Here is a 17714-nt window from a genome sequence, read left to right as displayed (position 1 = left end):
ACTTCCTTCCCAGCTCAGCGATTGATATGCTCGGCCTGTTTTTGTGCATCTTTCAGTTCGTCTTTTACATCTTCTTTCGTTTGGAGGACTTGATCTTTTGTTTCGTCGGCCGCCTGCATCGCTTCTTCTCTCATATCTTGCATTGCTGTTGATGAATCCGTTTTTGCAGATTTGGAACGGTCTCTTAAATCCTTCACCTTGTTCATGATCTGCCCTGACTGATCTGCTACAAGCTGTGTGATGTTCGATGTTTTGTCTTTAGCGATGCTGACATATTGCGTGCCTTTTTCCTTCGCATCAGCCGTCATTTTGTCAGTTTTGTCCCGCAAAGCAACAGCTTGGCTGCCAAGATCATCACGAAGTTCTTTGCCTGATTTAGGCGCTAGAAAAAGAGCGGTAGTGGCACCGATGATTCCCCCGATTAAAGTTCCGATTAAAAAATCTTTACTATTAATTCCATCTTTGCTCATCATTATTCCTCCTCATAGTGTTTTTTTCTCTTACAGAGCTGATTTTTTCTTTTGCTTCCATTTCGCCCAAATTTCCATCGCTGCTTGGCTCCATGTGACAACTTGATTGATCTTGTCTTGATTTTCTCTTACTGATGCCGATACAGACCCTGCCGCCTGTTTCATGGATGTATTGAACTGCTGTACAGAAGTTCCCACCCCTTGAACAGCATGAACGACCGTGTTCAGCTTTTCGGATTTTTCCTGAATATCTTCAGCCAGGCGGTTGGTCTTATGTAAAAGCTCGGCTGTTTCAGTTGTAATGCCTTTCATTTGTCCCTCCAGCCCTTCGAGAGTGGATGCAACATGCTTTAGTGTCAGCTGCAGTGACTTCAATGTTTTAGACAAGTAGATCACTAATACGAGAAATGCGACTGCGATGAGTGCAACGCTTAAATAAAGAATAATAATCATCTCAAACCTCCTTGCTGCAGGATATACTGCTGTTTACCCGTTTTCTTAAATCATAAACATGTGTACTGGGCTGTATACATATTATTTCTCCATTATGTAAAAAAATCCTTTAACAAGCTTTTCCATCAGATAAATAAAAAGCAGTGAGATCACTGCTTTTTATTATGCCATGACGTTTTCGTAGGCTCTCATATATTTTTGGATATCTCCTGCTCCCATAAAGATGAGAACGGCTTTATCATGAGCTTTTAAAACAGATGTGTCATCTTCTTCAATCAGCTTGGCATTATGAATTTTTCCCTGCAGGTCGCCGATCGTCAGCTTTCCTGCATTCTCCCGGGCTGAACCGAAAATATCGCATAAGTACACACAGTCAGCCCCGCTCAGGCTTTCTGCGAATTCGTCAAGGAATTGCTGCGTCCGCGTAAATGTATGAGGCTGGAATACCGCGACGATTTCACGATCAGGGTATTTCTGTCTTGCCGCCTCAATCGTTACCTTTATTTCTGTCGGGTGATGAGCGTAGTCATCAATTAACACTTGGTTTCCGAGCTGTTTCTCATTGAATCTGCGTTTGACGCCGCCGAATGATTTGAGGCCGTGCTTAATAACGCTGGCATCGATTTCTTCATAATGGCATAACGCAATGACCGCCAATGAGTTTAAGACATTGTGGTGGCCATACGCAGGAATATAAAACGTATCATAGAATGTATTGCGGACAAATACATCGAAAGTTGTCCCTTCCGTGCTTTTTACGATGTTTCTGGCTTGAAAATCATTCTCTTCCCCCGTGCCGTAATACACAACTGGGACGTTCGCATGGATTTTCGGCAGATGCTCATCGTCGCCGCAGGCAATAATGCCTTTGTTGACTTGAAGAGCCATCTCTTGGAAAGCGTCAAACACATCGTCAATGCTCGAGAAGTAATCAGGGTGATCAAAATCAATATTCGTCATGATCGCGTAGTCAGGCTGATAGCTTAAGAAATGGCGGCGGTATTCGCACGCTTCAAACACAAAGTATTCGCTGTTTTCATTTCCCTGGCCTGTTCCGTCCCCGATTAAGAAAGACGTCGGTTTTGCGTTTTGGATCACGTGAGCCAGCAGACCCGTAGTTGACGTTTTGCCGTGTGCGCCTGTAACAGCAACACTGGTGAATTTTTTCATATAGTCGCCTAAAAACTTATGATAACGTATCACCGGAATTCCATCAGACATGGCTTTTTCAATCTCTGGATGCGTGTCTGGGAATGCGTTTCCGGCGATGACTGTCATGCCGGGTTTGATATTGTCCGCGCTAAAAGGAAGAATTGTAATGTTTCTTTTTTCAAGCGCAGTTTGCGTAAAAATAAATTTTTCGATATCCGATCCTTGGACAGTATATCCATTATCATGAAGTATTTGGGCAAGCGGACTCATACCGGTCCCTTTTATTCCAACAAAATGATAAACAGTCATAATTGTACCTCCAACAAACGTCTATCTGTTCCCCAGTATATGACGCTCATTTCAATTTGCGACCGCGGCGGCTGAAAAGCCGCCCTAGCGGCGTATTATATATGTTTTGTTATGTTCAGTATCCGGTTATTTCTTTCCGATTAAACCTGAATATCAAGATTTGTCTATGCGCATCTGCTGTAAAGCGGCATAGCTGTTAAATGCTCTAAACACTATCATACCATGTTTAGTGTGAAAATGAACCCATATTATTCGTTTATTAAATCACTTGCTGTGATCAGCACCTCACGAGGCTTGCTTCCTTTTGCCTCAGAGATCATGCCTTCCGCTTCCATCATATCGATCAGCCTTGCCGCGCGATTGTATCCGATTCTGAATCTTCTTTGCAGGCTTGAAGTGCTCGCGCTGTTTTGTTCAACAACAAACTCACATGCTTCGTAAAACAGTTCATCCTCTTCTTTCAAGGCTGATCCTTGTCTTACCAGCTCTTCTTGTTCAAATAAATAGGTTGGCGGCATTTGGTTTCTGACGTGGGAAACGACACGGTCGATTTCGCGGTCCGACACAAAGTTTCCCTGCAGGCGGACAGGTTTTCCTGAACCGTTTTCCAAAAAGAGCATATCCCCTTTTCCGAGAAGTTTTTCCGCACCGGCTATGTCGATGATCGTTCGCGAATCAACCTGGCTTGAGACAGAAAATGCGATTCTTGTCGGGATATTTGCCTTAATCAGGCCTGTAATGACATCGACTGACGGCCGCTGAGTCGCGACGAGCAGATGGATTCCGCATGCTCTGGCTTTTTGGGCGATCCGCGCAATGCTCTCTTCGACATCATTTGGAGCCACCATCATCAAATCAGCAAGCTCATCAATAACCACCACTAAATACGGCAGCTTTTCGCCCATTTGGTGATCAGCGGTTAATTGATTAAAGCGGTCAATGTCGCGTACACCGGAATGGGCAAACAGCTCATAACGCCGCTCCATTTCCTCAACGACCCATTTTAAAGCAGCGGTAGCCGCTTTGGCGTCAGTAATGACCGGGCTGACGAGATGAGGAATTTTATTGTAAGGGGCCAGCTCTACCATTTTCGGATCAATCAGCAGCACCTTTACTTCACTCGGATCAGCTTTATAAAGCAGGCTGACTAATATTGTGTTAATGCATACGCTTTTTCCCGACCCCGTAGCGCCGGCAATCAAGCCATGCGGCATTTTCTTTAAGTCGATAACGACAGGATTTCCTGAGATATCCAATCCCAGCGCAGCCGTGAGCGGTGACTTGCTTGTCCTAAAAGCGGAGCTCCGAATCATCTGGCGCAAATCAACCATCTTGCTCGTGCGGTTCGGCACTTCTATTCCGATCGTGTTTTTCCCCGGAATCGGCGCTTCAATCCGAATATCTCTTGCAGAAAGGCTGAGTTTAATATCATCAGACAAGTTGGTGATTTTATTCACCTTTACGCCTGGTTCAGGATGCACTTCAAACCTCGTGACAGACGGCCCCTGGGTCACATGGACCACATTGGCGCGGACATTGAAATTTTTCAGGGTCAAATCAAGAAGCTGGCGCTGTTCTTCGATCCACGCAGTATCGTCCTGAACTTGCGCTGGCGGGACATCAAGCAGTGCGACATTCGGAAACACATAGCTGCCGCGGCGCTCCTCTGCTTTTTGCTGTTTATGCGTATCTCTTTTCAGCATCATGACATTAAAAGGAACGGACGGCCCTTTTTGAAGAGATGCGCTTCGTTCAGCACGTTTCTCCTGCATGACAGGCTTTTTTTGCGGTTCTGCTATAGGTGCATGTGTTTCTCCCGCATGGATTTCCTGATGATTTTCATGGGCTGCAGAAAACGGTTCGGAACCCTGCTCCGATTCTGTAAGGTTTTCTGCCTGAATGTCTATCTTTGTGTCCTCAGCTTCTGCTGGGATTTCGTACTGATTGTTTATTATGCTATCTGATGGCTCTTCTGATTCTTTGGCCTCAGTTTCCGCTTGAGTCAGAGACTCATATGCTTGGTCAGCAAATAAGGAAGGCTCTTCTTGTTGAATTTCCGTTTGTTCTTCTTGAACAGATGGGGCCTCAGCAGCTGCCGCGATTTCGTCATGAGCATTTACTATGCTGTGTGACGGCTCTTCTGATTCTTCGCACTCAGATACTGCCTCTGTCAGAGACTCAGGTTCTGGTTGCTTTTCATCATGTTCAGCGCGGAAGACAGGCTCTTCTACTTTCTCTGGCTGTTGTTCCCTTTGTTCTTCTTGAATCTCAGCCGTTACAGGCATGATGTCTTCACGGTCTGAAAGGTCTTCTTGTGCCTCAGCCACCGTATCTGCCAGTGTCGCAGGTTCTGGTTGCTCTTCATTATGTTCAGCAGGGAAGAAAGACTCCTCTTTTTCCGACTGCTGGATGCCGGATGCAGATGGCATTCTGTTGTCTGACGGCTCTTCGGCTGGACGCTGCGCCAGCGCTTCGTCACGCTCTGCAGCCATTCCGTCTAAGGTGCCAGAAGGCTGTTCTTCGAATTGGGTATCCGGAAAGAAAGGTCGTTCTTTCACGTGCTGTACCGGTCTGTCTGGAGCAGGATAGCCGCGTTCACGTTCGATTTCTTCTGACAGCAGTGTTACCTTCTCTTTTACAGATTTGTCCGGTGCCTTCAATGTCTCCTCAGAAGGCTGTTTTGGCACATCCTTTTTGACGGATGGTTTTTGATTGAATCCATATATAGGCGAAGGGATATTTGTCGGTTTAAACGGTTTCTTCGCCGGCTCTGATGTTTGGTATGTATGCTGCTCTTTTTCATCTTTGGGACGTTCTCTGTATGGTGCGGCGCTTGGACGAGGCGCGGATTTCGGTTCGTCCGATGGTGCGCGGCGCCTTCTCAGGTCTTGGTTTTTGTATCCGTCAGGCACGATTGGAAAACGGAACTTGCCTTTTGGATATTCATAATATATTTTAGGATCTTCCAACCTTTTTAGTTGTCCTTCAGGGTGATGTTGATGTACTTCTTGTTGCTGCGGAATTTGAGCGGGTTTTGTCTCCCGTTCAGCATCCTCTTCGCTCTCGCCTAAAAACAAATCAAAAAATTTATGAAGCCAACTCATAATTTATCTCTAACTCCCTTATAGTTTTCTGGGACGGTTTTTAGTATACCACTGCTGGTCGGCCCAGAAAAGATTAAGCTTTCAGCAAAAACAAAGCCGCTAAACAAGGGCTTAGCGGCTTTTCACATGATTCGTTTTTTTGGGCGGATTTATGGGAGTCTAAAACTGAAATGCGTCTCCCGCCTCATGGTCTCCTTCTAACACGAGGATTCCTTTTTCAGCAGGGGCATCCGGCAAAGCGAGCTCTTTCGCTGAGCAGATCATTCCGCTTGACGGAACGCCGCGAAGCTCTGCATCCTTAATGACAAGTCCGCTCGGCATCACGGCGCCGACTTTGGCAACGACAACTTTTTGGCCTTGATCAACGTTAGGCGCGCCGCAGACGATCTGAAGCGTTTCTTCTCCTACATTGACTTTACATACGCTTAGTTTATCCGCATTCGGATGTTTTTCTTTTGATTCCACATATCCCACAACAAACTTCGGAGATAAATCAACGACTAATGTTTCTTCAACGCCGTTTCTGTTCAGTATCTCATTCACATCTTGCACGAATGTTTCTGAGAGCGCAACAGGGCCGTTTTCATCAATGGTCAAGTAAGAAGACGCATTGAAAATGTTGAAGCCCGTTGTTTCCTTTGTTTCGTTATTGAAGATTTTGACGACGTCGCCGTGCTTTTCATAGCCTATTTGTTCGCGTGTCACATCTTGAAGAGAGATGAGGAGCGTATCTCCCACACCTTCTTTATTATAAAAAGCGTTCATAAGTAAAAATCCTTTCTAATCCTTTTTCGGACGGCTTTTCGCCAGGATAAACACCGGCTCCAGCTTTCCTTCATTGTACAAAAATGAAAGGGCGGTAATCGGAACGGTGCCGCCTGCAAAGAAGCTCATCGACATTTGTCCTAGAATATCATACCCCGATTCATTCCGGATGTCAGCAAGAATCAGGACGTCCTGATGCGGTACAGAGATCGCCAGTTCACCTTCTGCACGTTGCTTGTACTCATTTAAAACCGCTTCGTTCAGAATCCGGCTGGCGTCGTAACCGTCGTTTGCTCTGAAGAAATAAAAGTGATTGCCGGCAACCGTATCCTCTTTGACAACCGTCGGCAGGGAACGGAGATTAAATGCGGCCGTCTCTCTGATCCGCTCTTTTGTCCAGTTTTCTTTCTCAAGCATGCGCTGATCAATTAAACGGTAGGTTTTCCCGAGATCGAGCGCGTAATAAATTCTTGTCTCTGCGGTATGATCGTCATAGATGAGCGGAATATCTTCGCTGGACTTGTCCGGGAAAGAAGTCGAGCGGATAACCGGGTAAATGCGGCTTTCCTTGCCGGTCATTTCCTGAGCCTTCCCTTCCATTGCCGTCATCGCTTCGGAGACATAGTACACAATCTCATCAATGGCTTCGTCTTTTTTCAGTTCCCATTTTGCAATAATCGGCGGCAGGTCGAGCGTAATTCCTTTTTTGGTCGTTTGATCCTCAACACGGAGGGTGTCTTTTTCTCTGTCAAACAGAAAGGAGCGATTCTCGTGCTGAAGGCGCTGCTTCAGTATATCTGACAGCTTCCTTGAGGTCATTTTCAAACCAGATGTCCTCCTTTACGCTTTAGCGAGAGAGTCAGTTAAAAACTGTTCAATTTCTTCTTTCGTTTTGCGGTCTTTGCTCACAAAACGATTCACTTCTTTTCCTTCATTAAACACGACAAAGCTTGGGATCCCGTAAATTTCCCACTCTGCACACGTATCAATGAATTTGTCGCGGTCTACGTAGTAGTAAGTGAATTCAGGGAAGTTCGCTTCCAGTTCAGGCAGAAAAGGCTCTACAAAACGGCAATCAGGGCACCAGTCGGCTGAAAACATAAATACCGCCCAATCATCCTTTACCGCTTTTTCCAGCTCTTGAGTTGATTCAATTTTTTTCATTTCATATCCCTCCAGTTGTTTTATGTTCTTACATGTTGTTTTATCGATACTCGTCCATTTGGATCATACCAAACTGCTTGCGGCAAAACCACTTATTTGCAACGAATGAATATGTAAGATTGGCTTTCCCATTATCATTATCATATTTTATTTGCATTATCAAGCTCGTTTCGTTTAACATCTTGTACATGAGGGTAAAATTTACAGATGCACATACATAAGGAGGGATTCAGTATGGAGTTTACCGTCTATTTAGCAGGAGAAATCCACAGCAATTGGCGCGAGGAAATCAAAGAGAAAACAAAATCACTGAAGCTGCCGATTACGTTTGTCGGCCCGATGGAGAATCATGACCGCTCAGACAATATCGGAGAAGAAATTATGGGCGTTCAGCCAAATGCCGTTTTGAAGGACGACAAAGCCTCTGACATGAACAACTTCAGAACCGCCGTCCTGATGAATAAAGCAGACTTTGTGATTGCCCTGTTTGGCGAAAAATACAAACAGTGGAACACGGCAATGGATGCATCATATGCCATCGCAAAAGGAAAACCACTGATTATCATCCGGCCGGAATCGCTCCACCATCCTTTAAAAGAGCTTTCCAACAAAGCAAATATAACGGTTGAAACCGTGAACCAAGCCATTAAGGCCCTTTCCTATGTCTTTGAAACAGAATAAGAAAAAAGCTTGTCGATCCGAGGTAACTGCCTCGTTCAACAAGCTTTTGTGTAATCCTACATATTTTCTTTAATCGCATCAACCGTCTGTTTATCGCAGGCTGTCACAAGTTTAATAAGCATTTCTTTAGCAGCAGCATAATCATCAATATGAATGATAGAAGCGTTCGTATGAATGTAGCGGGAACAAATTCCGATAACCGCTGACGGAACGCCGCTGTTCGAAATATGAACTCTGCCTGCATCTGTTCCCCCGCCGGATACAAAATATTGATATGGAATATCATGCGTTTCCGCCATATCAAGAACAAATTCTCTCATTCCGCGGTGCATGACTGTCGTTCTGTCAAGGATGCGGAGCAAAAAGCCTTTACCAAGCTGGCCAAATTCGTTTTTGTCACCGCTCATATCGTTTGCCGGGCTTGCGTCAAGGGCGAAAAACAAGTCTGGTTTAATCATATGAGAAGCCGTCTGTGCGCCCCTCAGCCCTACTTCTTCCTGAACCGTTGCACCCGCATAGAGCGTGTTCGGAAGTTCTTTTCCATGCAATTCCTTTAGCAGTTCAATGCTCAAGCCGCATCCGTACCGGTTATCCCACGCTTTTGATAAAATTTTCTTTTCATTCGCCATCGTCGTAAACGGACAGACAGGCACGATCTGCTGTCCCGGTTTTATGCCAATTTTGATGGCGTCTCCCCTATCATCCGCTCCAATATCGATCATCATGTTTTTGATATCCATCGGGCGGTTTCGCTGAGCATCTGTCAGCAGATGCGGCGGTATGCTTGAAATCACACCCGGAACCGGCCCGTTATCTGTTTGAATTTCAACTCGCTGTGCAAGCAGCACCTGGCTCCACCAGCCCCCGAGCGTCTGGAATCTGAGCAGCCCGTTATCTGTAATGGAAGTGACCATGAAGCCGACTTCATCCATATGTCCGGCTACCATGATTCTCGGTGCGCCCGCTTCGCCTTTTCTGACTCCGAAAACACTTCCCAGTCTGTCCTGAACGATGTCATCGGCATATTTGGCAAGCTCCCGCTTCATAAAAGCACGAACCTGATGCTCATTGCCCGGCGCGCCGGGAAGCTGCGTCAGTGTTTGGAAAAGCGCTTTCGTTTCTTGATTCATGTTTTCCCCTCATTTCTATGTAGTCCTTTTATTTTATTAGAAAAAATCAAGTTTTCCAAGCATCCTGGACGAATCTGCTCGAACAGCCGCGTATTGCTTAACAGGATTTGGCGGTTTCTGTATAATGAAAAGTACGATCAACCAGGAGGTGCTTTATTTTGAAATTGCGTCATCTTCTTTTAGGAGCAGGACTTGGCATTTGTACGGCAGTCGTTGTGAAACAATATGTGATGAAGCCTTATATTTCGTCAGAAAAAGCGCTTCGAATCGTAAAATCCGCTTTTAAACAGCGGGGGCCGATTGACGGATCATGGATTTACACGCAGCCCGAGCCTTACAATGTGAACGGAGAAACGGTACAGGTGTACAAAACCGGCATTACACGATCAGCTTTCGGAGAATTAGAGCAGTATGAAGTCATGGTGGATGCGAAAACGGGGGAAATTGTAGATGTCATTGATACAATCGCCTCTTAACACCGGACAAGCGTAAAATAAAAGCCGCTGCCCATGCAGCGGCTCTTTTTTATTATATCGCGCGAATCGGTTTATATACCGGATACCACATCGCGTCCTGCACAGCCTGTATGATGTCCTCAGGCTCTTCCGTCGCAACGCCTTCCTTAATTGCGGTTTTAGCGACTTCAACTGCGACGGTTGCCGATACAGTCCGCAAATCCTCTACTTTCGGAAGCATCGGCGCGCCAGGCACTCCGACATTGACCATACTTGCAATCGCCCGGGCACATGCTTCAAACATGCCGTCAGTAATTAATTTTGATTTGGTGACAATCGTTCCAAGACCGAGACCCGGGAAGACAAGCGCGTTGTTCGCTTGGCCGATATGGTACGTCACGCCGTTATATTCTACTGGAGGGAATGGGCTTCCTGTTGTAATCAGTGCGCGGCCTTCCGTCCATTCGATTAAATCCTGCGGTTTTGCTTCAGAAAGAGTTGTCGGATTTGACATCGGTAAAATCGCCGGTCGTTTTACGTGTGACGCCATTTCTTTTACAATTTCTTCAGTAAAAGCGCCGGAAACCGTAGACGTACCGATCAGAATCGTCGGTTTCGCCTGGCGGACCACCTCAGCGAGGTCAATGCCTCCACCTTCACCGTTCCGCTGATAATCCTTCACCTCATCAGCTGATCGGGCATAAGGCTTTTGGAAATCGAGAAGCTGATCCATATCATCTGTCAACAATCCGTTTCGGTCTATGCACCAGAAGCGCTCGAATGATTCTTCCTCGCTCAGTCCTTCGCGCACCAATGCTTCCCGTAGCTGTTCAGCAATTCCGATTCCTGCCGTCCCCGCTCCAAATATCACGACTCTGTGATCCCTCAGCGGCACTTTAGACGCTTTTGCACAGGATAAAACTGCCGCCAGTGAAACAGCGCCTGTACCTTGGATATCATCATTAAACGTACACACTTTTTCTTTATAGCGTTTCAAAATGCTGCGCGCGTTTTTCGCTCCAAAATCCTCCCAATGCAGCAGTGCATTTGGGAACGTTTCTCTTGCCAGCGCAACATAATCGTCAATAAATTGGTCATAGCGTTCCCCGCGCACTCTGGAATGCTGGTTGCCGACATAAAGCGGGTCGTTCAGGAGGCTCTCCTGGTTTGTCCCCGCATCTAAAACAACAGCCAGCACTCTGCTCGGATCAATCCCCGCAGCCGCTGTATAAACCGCTAGCTTGCCGATAGAAATTGCGATGCCTCCGACACCCCAGTCTCCAATTCCTAAAATTCCTTCTGCATCAGTTGCGACTATTAAATCGATCGTATCACTTTGATCTTTATACTGTTTAAATGCTTCTCTCATACCGTCCGGATCATCGATTGACAGATAGAGTCCTCTTGGCTTTCTGTATTCATGGCTGTATCTTTGGATCGCCGTTCCGACTGTTGGCGTGTAGACAATCGGGAGCATTTCCCCTAAATGATCATTTAACAGGCGGTAAAACAGCGTTTCATTCCGATCATGCAGTGCTGTTAAATAGACATTTTTGCTCAAATCGTCAGGCTGTGCGGAAAACTGTTCGTACGCTCTTTTCGCCTGCTCTTCAATCGTTAATACCTTTGGCGGCAGAAAGCCTTTTAAGCCAAGTTCTTGTCTTTCTTCCTCAGTAAAAGCAACACCTTTGTTCAAAAAAGGAACAGAGAGTACTTCAAGGCCTCTTAATGTTGTTTGAATGTCTCCTTCGTTTGTTACTGTAAATTGTTTCACCCTGCCTCTTCCTTTCTGAGCATAATTAGTACTAGGTTTGCATTATTAGCCGGAAATCATGCAGGGTAAACATAAAAATATGCTATTGCTTGATTCGCTTCACTGAATCTTTGATGCTTCCATCCTCATCCCATTTAAGCGCGCGATATTCGGCATCATGATAAAAAATAAACCATGCGTCTTTTTCCGCTGCGAATGCCTGCCATTTCTGCTTTTGCGGTATAGAGGTCATTGGATAATCATCATAAGCCAGCACCCATAGCGGATTGCGGTGGGCGTGTGTCGGCATCAGATCTGCCATATGTACAGCGGTTTCACCCGCATCCTCGCATGTAAGAACACTGTGGCCGTCACTATGGCCTCCGGTGTGATGCAGCGTAATTCCCTTTGTGATCGTTAAGGTGTCTTCAAAGGTTTTGACTTGGTCGGCAACTGCCTCCCAGTTTTCTTTCCAGTACGTATTTTTCGATCTGATATTCGGATGGCGCATTTCATTCCATTCAACAGCTGATGCATAAATCACTGCATTCGGAAAGACAGAGATGAGTTGTTCATCTTCATATTCCGTTAAACCGCATGCATGGTCGAAATGAAGGTGTGTCATAGCGATCACGTCTATATCAGCAACCGTTAATCCGAGTGCCGCTAATGATGTTTTCACATTCGATTCTTGTGTCACGCCATAGTTTCGTTTTTGTTTATCAGTCAGCTTGCCGGACCCAATTCCGGCGTCGACGATGATATTCAGCCCGTCCTTTTGAATGAGGATAGGGTCTGTCCTTAGTTCAATCTGGTTTTTTTCATTGACTGGATATTTTTTAGACCAAAGCGGCTTTGGAACAACGCCGAACATGGCGCCTCCGTCCATACGTGTCACGCCTCCGTCAAGCCAGGTTAACGTCATGTTTCCAATTTTCATTGTTTCCATTTTCATCCCCCCTGTCATCATGGTAGCAAACGGCCCATAAAAAAAACAGACTCCTGTCAGAGTCTGTTTTACGTTCTCCATTCAACCTCAGCCCGATAGATCGGCTGGCCGAGTGCTGAGAATTTTTCTTCATATTCTGTCATAACATTGCCTTCCAGGTTGCTGTTATGCAAATCGAGACTGACGTATGTCAGCAGCAGGCCGTACTCGGAGAAGCTCTTCAAAGAGTACTCAAACAAGCCGCGGTTGTCCGTTTTAAAATGAATCTCTCCGCCTTTTCCCATCACTTCTTCATATTTTTTGAGGAAGTGGGAATACGTCAGACGGCGTTTTTCGTGGCGTTTCTTCGGCCAAGGATCAGAAAAGTTCAAGTAGACCCGTTTGACTTCACCCGGCTCAAACACATCTGTCAGCGTGTCCGCATCTATATTCAGAAGCTTTACATTCGGCGCTTCACTGTCTTTTACTTTTTGGACGGCTGTCACGATGACGCTTTTAAATAACTCAATCCCAATATAATTGATGTCTGGATTTTGTTTGGCCATTCCAGAAATAAATTGCCCTTTCCCTGTCCCAACCTCGATATGGATCGGATTGTCATTGCCAAACACTGTGTTCCATTTTCCTTTATAATCAGCAGGATTGCTGATGGCAATATCTGCGTTTTCAGCCAAAAAGTCATCAGCCCAAGGCTTGTGGCGCATTCTCATATGATTGACACCTCTATCTATTATTTCGACTAACAACATACCATGAATTAAAAAGACCCGCAAGCTCGTTTTTCCAGTGTGCCTGCTAAGGCTGAGCATATAAAAAAAGAGGTTCCTGTCTGCCGGAACACTCCTTTCACATGTATAAAAACGCTCTGTTTTGAACAATTTAACCCGTAGGATACTGAAGGGATGTGTACCGTTATGGGCTTACATTATGAGCATCAAGTTCATTTATTGAAGGATATATTGACTGACCATCAATTGGACTGCTGCGGAACCGTCGCAGAGTACGAGCAGCTTGAGCGTGTGATTAAATCGCTGATGGCAAACACCGAGCTTGATTCAAACTTCAAAAACGTGCTGGAAGATGTTTACCGTTACAGCCAATCAGGAATATCATCCAAATCCATCGACTCACACATACAAGAGCATCAGAACAGCCTGTCTCAATGGGTAGAGCAAATGGATTCGTATTCCTGATTATTCAACGATACGTTTCATGAGAATATGCAGTTCTTCCATTGCATCATGGAATTCCTTATCATTGCCTTTTGCTTTATGCCACGCAATGAAAGTGATTGTTTCAGATAACACATACCAAGCCATTCGTAACCGCAGGCCTTCCGTTAACTCAATGCCGTACATGCTCAGCCAGCTCTCCCAAGCTGGCTTTTCGACGTAGTGGTACAGCAAAGGCCCGAGATCCATCGCCGGATCAGCGATCATGGCGCCGTCCCAGTCAATTAAATACAGCTGGTTGTCTTCAGACAATAGCCAGTTATTATGATTGACATCACAATGGCAAACGACTTTCTCACCGAAATGCACTTCATGCAGATGTTCTTCTAAATACTTGATTCCTTCTTGAATCAGCGGCGAAGATTGCTGCACAGCAAATACAGCCTGCTTCAGCTGAGACAGTAGAGCCCCCGGGTTCAGCGGTTCTTTTCCAAGTCTTTTCAGCATGTCCAGCAAGGCTTTTGATGTGTGTATTTTACGAAGCAATTCAGCTACGGGCCGTCCGCTCATATCTTTAGGCTTCAGCTCTCTGCCGGTCATCCAGTGCTGAGCCGTAATGACGTCTCCATTTTCCATCCGTTTTGTCCAAACCAGCTTCGGAACAATGCCTTCGGCGGATAAAACAGCTAAAAAAGGTGAGCTATTACGTTTTAAAAAAAGCTGCTGCCCGTTATGTTTCGCATAATATGCATCTCCTGTAGCTCCTCCGGCGGGGAAGATCTCCCAATCGCTACCTAGTAATTGTCCCAACCAGTTCATATCAATGTTCAACCCATCATTTCTTAAAATATTTTAGAATAAAGGCTAATCGTCTCTAGTCTATCCAGCGAGTGCCTTTTTCGTACGAATCGTATGAAAATAAAAAAGACAGCTATTGAGAGTCTCATATGCTAATCAATAGCCGTCCTTTAAATTTTAGCGCTATAGCACAAACTTCGTCAAGCAAAACTCTTAAGATCTGATGCTAAATATAAGATAACCGTTCCGATGCCGTTTACCGCAACCGCTTTCTTGATTTCTTTCGGGTCATGCTGAAAACCTGATGTATCACTTAAAAGCCGGTACGTTTTGTCGTTTGGCAGCTTCCATTCCATGGAGTCCGGACTCGCGTGATGGATGACGATAATGTCTTCCCATTCGTCAACCGCACCGAGATCATAAAGCCTGTATGCGATGAGGTGCTTTTTTAGCGTCAAACATTCGAGATGGCGCTGGATGTCTGCAGCCGATCTGAGACGGAATGCCGGATGCGTTTTTCTCAGCGAGATCAGCCTGCGGATATAGTCAACATCTTCTTTGAACGTTTCACGCCGATCCCAATCCAGCTGGTTGATGCTGTCACTGGATTGATAGCTGTTTTCCACTCCGTACTTCGTCCGGAAAAATTCCTGTCCGCTGTGAATAAACGGCACCCCCTGGGCAAGCAAGATAATCGCGGCAGCCAGCCTTTGCCTGCTTCTCTTTCGGCTGTCAGTTTCTTGAGAAAGCGCAACGCTCATTTTATCCCAAAAGGTGTGATTGTCGTGTGACTCGACATAATTGATAGACTGGCTGGGTTCCGGAACAACCGGTGCTAATGCCTTCCATCCGGAAGACCCGGCAATCCCATGCATAACGGTTTCAGATGCTTCACCGTTTCCGAGCGCAAAGCCGGCAGCCGCGAGGTGAAAGGTGTTCCCTTTCACAGCGTCACGAAACGTATCATTAAAAAAGCCGATGCCCGGCATTTTTGAAGCGTTCGCCAAGGTGGCTTTCTGTTCATGCGGCAGCGGTGTAGCCAAATCCCATCCTTCCCCAAAAAGCAGGATTCCGGGCTTTACCGCAGCTGCTTTTTCTTTGATATAAAGCACGGTATCAATATCTAAAATGCCGAGCAGGTCAAAGCGAAAGCCGTCCGCATCGTATTCCTCAAGCCAGTAGATGACGCAATCCGCAATGAACTTTCTCGCCATCCGCCTTTCTGACGCGATGTCATTGCCAACGCCGGTGCCGTTTGACGGCATCCCAAATTCGTCATGCCGAAAAAAATAACCGGGCACTGTCTTTTCAAAGGGGGAACTCTCCCTCTCATACACGTGGTTAAAGACGACATCCAGAATGACTCGCAGGCCATGCTGGTGAAGAGTATTGATCATTTGTTTTAACTCTGTTTTTCTTGTTTGAGGTTCATGAGGGTTTGAGGCATAGCTTCCCTCCGGGGCAAAAAAATGAAGCGGGTTATATCCCCAATTGTAAGCATCAAGCGGCTTTTCTTCATCAACTCCGGCAAAATCATTCACCGGCAGAAGCTCTACATGCGTAACACCAAGCTCTTTTACATACGCCAGTCCGGAAGAACAGCCATTTGTGGTTTGCGTATCGGTTTCCGTCAGCGCTAAGTATTGTCCCTTGTTTTTCATGCCGCTGTTTTTATGGATGGAGAAGTCGCGGATGTGCATCTCATAGATGACGGCATCCACAGGGTTTGAGAATGGTTTGACCGAGTCAGCCCATTTCATTTGATCCGGGCGCAGGACGACGCCCTTCTCTCCATTTAGCGTCACTGCTTTTGCATACGGGTCAACGGTTTCCGTCCACTCTGAATTGTTGCAGATACAGAACACATACTCATATCCGTGGAGATCGCCGGTGACAGTAACGGTGTAGACGCCTTTTTCCATCCGAATCATTTGGAATGTGCGCCCGCTTTTATTCGGATGTGAAAGCTTGACAGCAGCTGAGGATGCGGCAGGCGCCCATACTTTAAATTCAGTATAATCCGCAGTATAAACAGCCCCCAGCTCTCCGTCATAATAAAATGCATCATCAAACGCATCCGTCCGGATGACCGCGCCAATTTGGAGATCCGTTTTGTCGCCGCTGGACGCTCTGACGGCATGTATTTTTCCGAATGTCACCGGATGGTCGGATACGCAGACGTATTTGTATTTTCCTTCAAGACGGTATTCCTCCCTGACAGCCAGAGGAAAATCGGTTGTATCTGTCTCAAGCCGAAACGGCGGTGTCATGATTTCTTTTTGTTCAGCAGGAATTAAAACGGTAATGACATTCATATCATCGACATACGCTTCGAAGCTGCGGCGGATGCTGACCATCGGAAGCACTCTCCTCCAAACACGTTTATGTTTTGATCCTTAGGGGCGAAGGACTCGATGCCAGACGAAACGGGGTGGTGCCCATGATTTCTCCGTCAGCATGGAACGGAATTTTGTCTTTCGTGTAAAACGTAATGTCCTTTGTTTTAAACATCGTAACGCCGTCCATCTTTGTATGCTTTCCAAATGCCATCAGACATAAAAGCCAATATTTTTTGAAAAACGGCTGATTTTCAACGATCACGATATCAAATGCCTTCTCGCGCGGATTTGCAAGCGGCGCCGCCTTCATGCCGCCCCCGTAAAATGGGTGGTTAGATACAATCGCAAACCAGACATCATGAAATTCGTGCGTCTCGCCTTCCGTTGTACAGGCTAACGAAAATGGCTTAAAGGTCGCCGAGGCGTGCAAATGGGAAAGCGGATACACAAGAAATCGAAGGCGGAGAAAAAGAAAAACCCGTCTCAAAGGAAATTCCATCGCCTTTTTGTTGACATATGCGTCAAACCCGATTCCGATATGATTCATAAAATAAAGAATCTGCGATTTATCCTGAAGGAAATTGACGCTTCCTAAATGAAAGGTTCGGGTTAACGGACGCTTCAGCTTTTTGATTTCCTGCATCAGATCGATTTTTTTAATAGAGAATCCTCGCGAAAAATCATTATACGCGCCCGCCGGCACAAAGCTCAGTTCAATATCGTCAACATCTTTCAGCCCGTTGACAACTTCATGCATCGTTCCGTCTCCGCCAATGACAATCAGGCGCTTCAGCTTATATTCCTGTATCGTTGAAATCTGTCTCGCGAGCACTTCGGCGTGCCCGGGATGTTCAGTTAAAAATGAGCGGTGCTCAATTTTCCGTTTGATTAATTCCTTTTGAATGGACTTCCAAACACGCAGGCCGTTTCGATGTCCCGCTGTCGGATTAATAATAAAAAACCAATGGCTCATCTTTCTCACCTGCTTATGTTATGAGAAAACCGCTCAAATCGTTCTCT

General features: G+C 45.9%; 18 protein-coding genes. 3 read left to right on the top strand and 15 right to left on the bottom strand.

Translation table 11 applies throughout. The annotated features are described in order from the left end of the window. Positions 1 to 14: 14 nt before the first annotated feature. The 8 genes from CVV77_RS12235 to CVV77_RS22035 all read right to left on the bottom strand — a co-directional run bounded on the left by CVV77_RS12235 (position 15) and on the right by CVV77_RS22035 (position 7574). Positions 15 to 470, bottom strand: a complete 456-nt coding sequence (locus CVV77_RS12235; RefSeq protein WP_019259197.1) for a YtxH domain-containing protein — start codon at positions 468 to 470, stop codon at positions 15 to 17. A gap of 30 nt (positions 471 to 500) precedes the next feature. After that, positions 501 to 923 (bottom strand): DUF948 domain-containing protein, encoded by a 423-nt coding sequence (locus CVV77_RS12230; RefSeq protein ID WP_003237910.1) that lies wholly within the window; start codon positions 921 to 923, stop codon positions 501 to 503. Between the two features lie 162 nt (positions 924 to 1085). Then, positions 1086 to 2384 (bottom strand): UDP-N-acetylmuramate--L-alanine ligase, encoded by a 1299-nt coding sequence (gene murC, locus CVV77_RS12225; RefSeq protein ID WP_003237911.1) that lies wholly within the window; start codon positions 2382 to 2384, stop codon positions 1086 to 1088. Positions 2385 to 2632: 248 nt separating this feature from the next. Then, positions 2633 to 5488: a DNA translocase FtsK gene (locus CVV77_RS12220; RefSeq protein WP_100275518.1), complete on the bottom strand. Its 2856-nt coding sequence runs from the start codon at positions 5486 to 5488 to the stop codon at positions 2633 to 2635. A 159-nt stretch (positions 5489 to 5647) separates the two neighbouring features. Continuing rightward, positions 5648 to 6253: a YtpR family tRNA-binding protein gene (gene ytpR / locus CVV77_RS12215; protein WP_019259199.1), complete on the bottom strand. Its 606-nt coding sequence runs from the start codon at positions 6251 to 6253 to the stop codon at positions 5648 to 5650. 15 nt (positions 6254 to 6268) lie between these two features. After that, the gene (locus CVV77_RS12210; protein ID WP_019259200.1) at positions 6269 to 7078 is read right to left on the bottom strand and encodes a DUF1444 domain-containing protein; all 810 of its coding nucleotides are present in this window, start codon (positions 7076 to 7078) and stop codon (positions 6269 to 6271) included. Positions 7079 to 7093: 15 nt separating this feature from the next. Further along, complete coding sequence (locus CVV77_RS12205; RefSeq protein WP_003237915.1) at positions 7094 to 7417, bottom strand: thioredoxin family protein; 324 nt, start codon at positions 7415 to 7417, stop codon at positions 7094 to 7096. A 40-nt stretch (positions 7418 to 7457) separates the two neighbouring features. After that, positions 7458 to 7574 (bottom strand): hypothetical protein, encoded by a 117-nt coding sequence (locus CVV77_RS22035; RefSeq protein ID WP_003237916.1) that lies wholly within the window; start codon positions 7572 to 7574, stop codon positions 7458 to 7460. Positions 7575 to 7651: 77 nt separating this feature from the next. Between CVV77_RS22035 and CVV77_RS12200 the strand changes: the two genes are divergently transcribed. Continuing rightward, positions 7652 to 8098 (top strand): YtoQ family protein, encoded by a 447-nt coding sequence (locus CVV77_RS12200; protein WP_019259201.1) that lies wholly within the window; start codon positions 7652 to 7654, stop codon positions 8096 to 8098. A 56-nt stretch (positions 8099 to 8154) separates the two neighbouring features. On the opposite strand, the gene CVV77_RS12195 is transcribed toward CVV77_RS12200, so the two are convergent. Next, positions 8155 to 9228: a M42 family metallopeptidase gene (locus tag CVV77_RS12195; RefSeq protein ID WP_100275517.1), complete on the bottom strand. Its 1074-nt coding sequence runs from the start codon at positions 9226 to 9228 to the stop codon at positions 8155 to 8157. A 158-nt stretch (positions 9229 to 9386) separates the two neighbouring features. Here CVV77_RS12195 and CVV77_RS12190 point away from each other — a divergent pair, with 158 nt between their 5' ends. Beyond that, entirely contained in the window at positions 9387 to 9704 is a 318-nt protein-coding gene (locus CVV77_RS12190; RefSeq protein ID WP_003223432.1) for a PepSY domain-containing protein, read from the top strand. Between the two features lie 52 nt (positions 9705 to 9756). Here the strand turns inward: CVV77_RS12190 and CVV77_RS12185 are convergent, their stop codons facing one another. From CVV77_RS12185 to trmB, 3 genes are all read right to left on the bottom strand, one after another. Further along, complete coding sequence (locus CVV77_RS12185) at positions 9757 to 11457, bottom strand: NAD-dependent malic enzyme (RefSeq protein WP_100275516.1); 1701 nt, start codon at positions 11455 to 11457, stop codon at positions 9757 to 9759. A gap of 82 nt (positions 11458 to 11539) precedes the next feature. Beyond that, on the bottom strand, positions 11540 to 12385 hold the full coding sequence (locus tag CVV77_RS12180) for a YtnP family quorum-quenching lactonase (protein WP_181280848.1): 846 nt from the start codon (positions 12383 to 12385) through the stop codon (positions 11540 to 11542). Positions 12386 to 12453: 68 nt separating this feature from the next. Beyond that, the gene (gene trmB, locus CVV77_RS12175; protein ID WP_100275515.1) at positions 12454 to 13095 is read right to left on the bottom strand and encodes a tRNA (guanosine(46)-N7)-methyltransferase TrmB; all 642 of its coding nucleotides are present in this window, start codon (positions 13093 to 13095) and stop codon (positions 12454 to 12456) included. 204 nt (positions 13096 to 13299) lie between these two features. On the opposite strand from trmB, the gene CVV77_RS12170 reads away from it, so the two are divergent. Next, on the top strand, positions 13300 to 13578 hold the full coding sequence (locus CVV77_RS12170; RefSeq protein WP_003237926.1) for a YtzH-like family protein: 279 nt from the start codon (positions 13300 to 13302) through the stop codon (positions 13576 to 13578). On the opposite strand, the gene CVV77_RS12165 is transcribed toward CVV77_RS12170, so the two are convergent. From CVV77_RS12165 to CVV77_RS12155, 3 genes are all read right to left on the bottom strand, one after another. After that, on the bottom strand, positions 13579 to 14376 hold the full coding sequence (locus CVV77_RS12165; RefSeq protein WP_029316881.1) for a phosphotransferase family protein: 798 nt from the start codon (positions 14374 to 14376) through the stop codon (positions 13579 to 13581). Positions 14377 to 14555: 179 nt separating this feature from the next. Next, complete coding sequence (gene pulA / locus CVV77_RS12160) at positions 14556 to 16712, bottom strand: type I pullulanase (protein ID WP_100275514.1); 2157 nt, start codon at positions 16710 to 16712, stop codon at positions 14556 to 14558. Positions 16713 to 16737: 25 nt separating this feature from the next. Beyond that, the gene (locus CVV77_RS12155) at positions 16738 to 17667 is read right to left on the bottom strand and encodes a YegS/Rv2252/BmrU family lipid kinase (RefSeq protein WP_100275513.1); all 930 of its coding nucleotides are present in this window, start codon (positions 17665 to 17667) and stop codon (positions 16738 to 16740) included. Between the last annotated feature and the right edge of the window lie 47 nt (positions 17668 to 17714).

The sequence above is a fragment of the Bacillus sp. SN1 genome (genome assembly GCF_002796895.1).
In the GTDB taxonomy this organism is placed as follows: Bacteria; Bacillota; Bacilli; order Bacillales; family Bacillaceae; genus Bacillus; species Bacillus inaquosorum.
The sequence above is the reverse complement of the archived record's forward strand: the minus strand, read 5'-3'. Positions and strand labels throughout refer to the sequence as shown.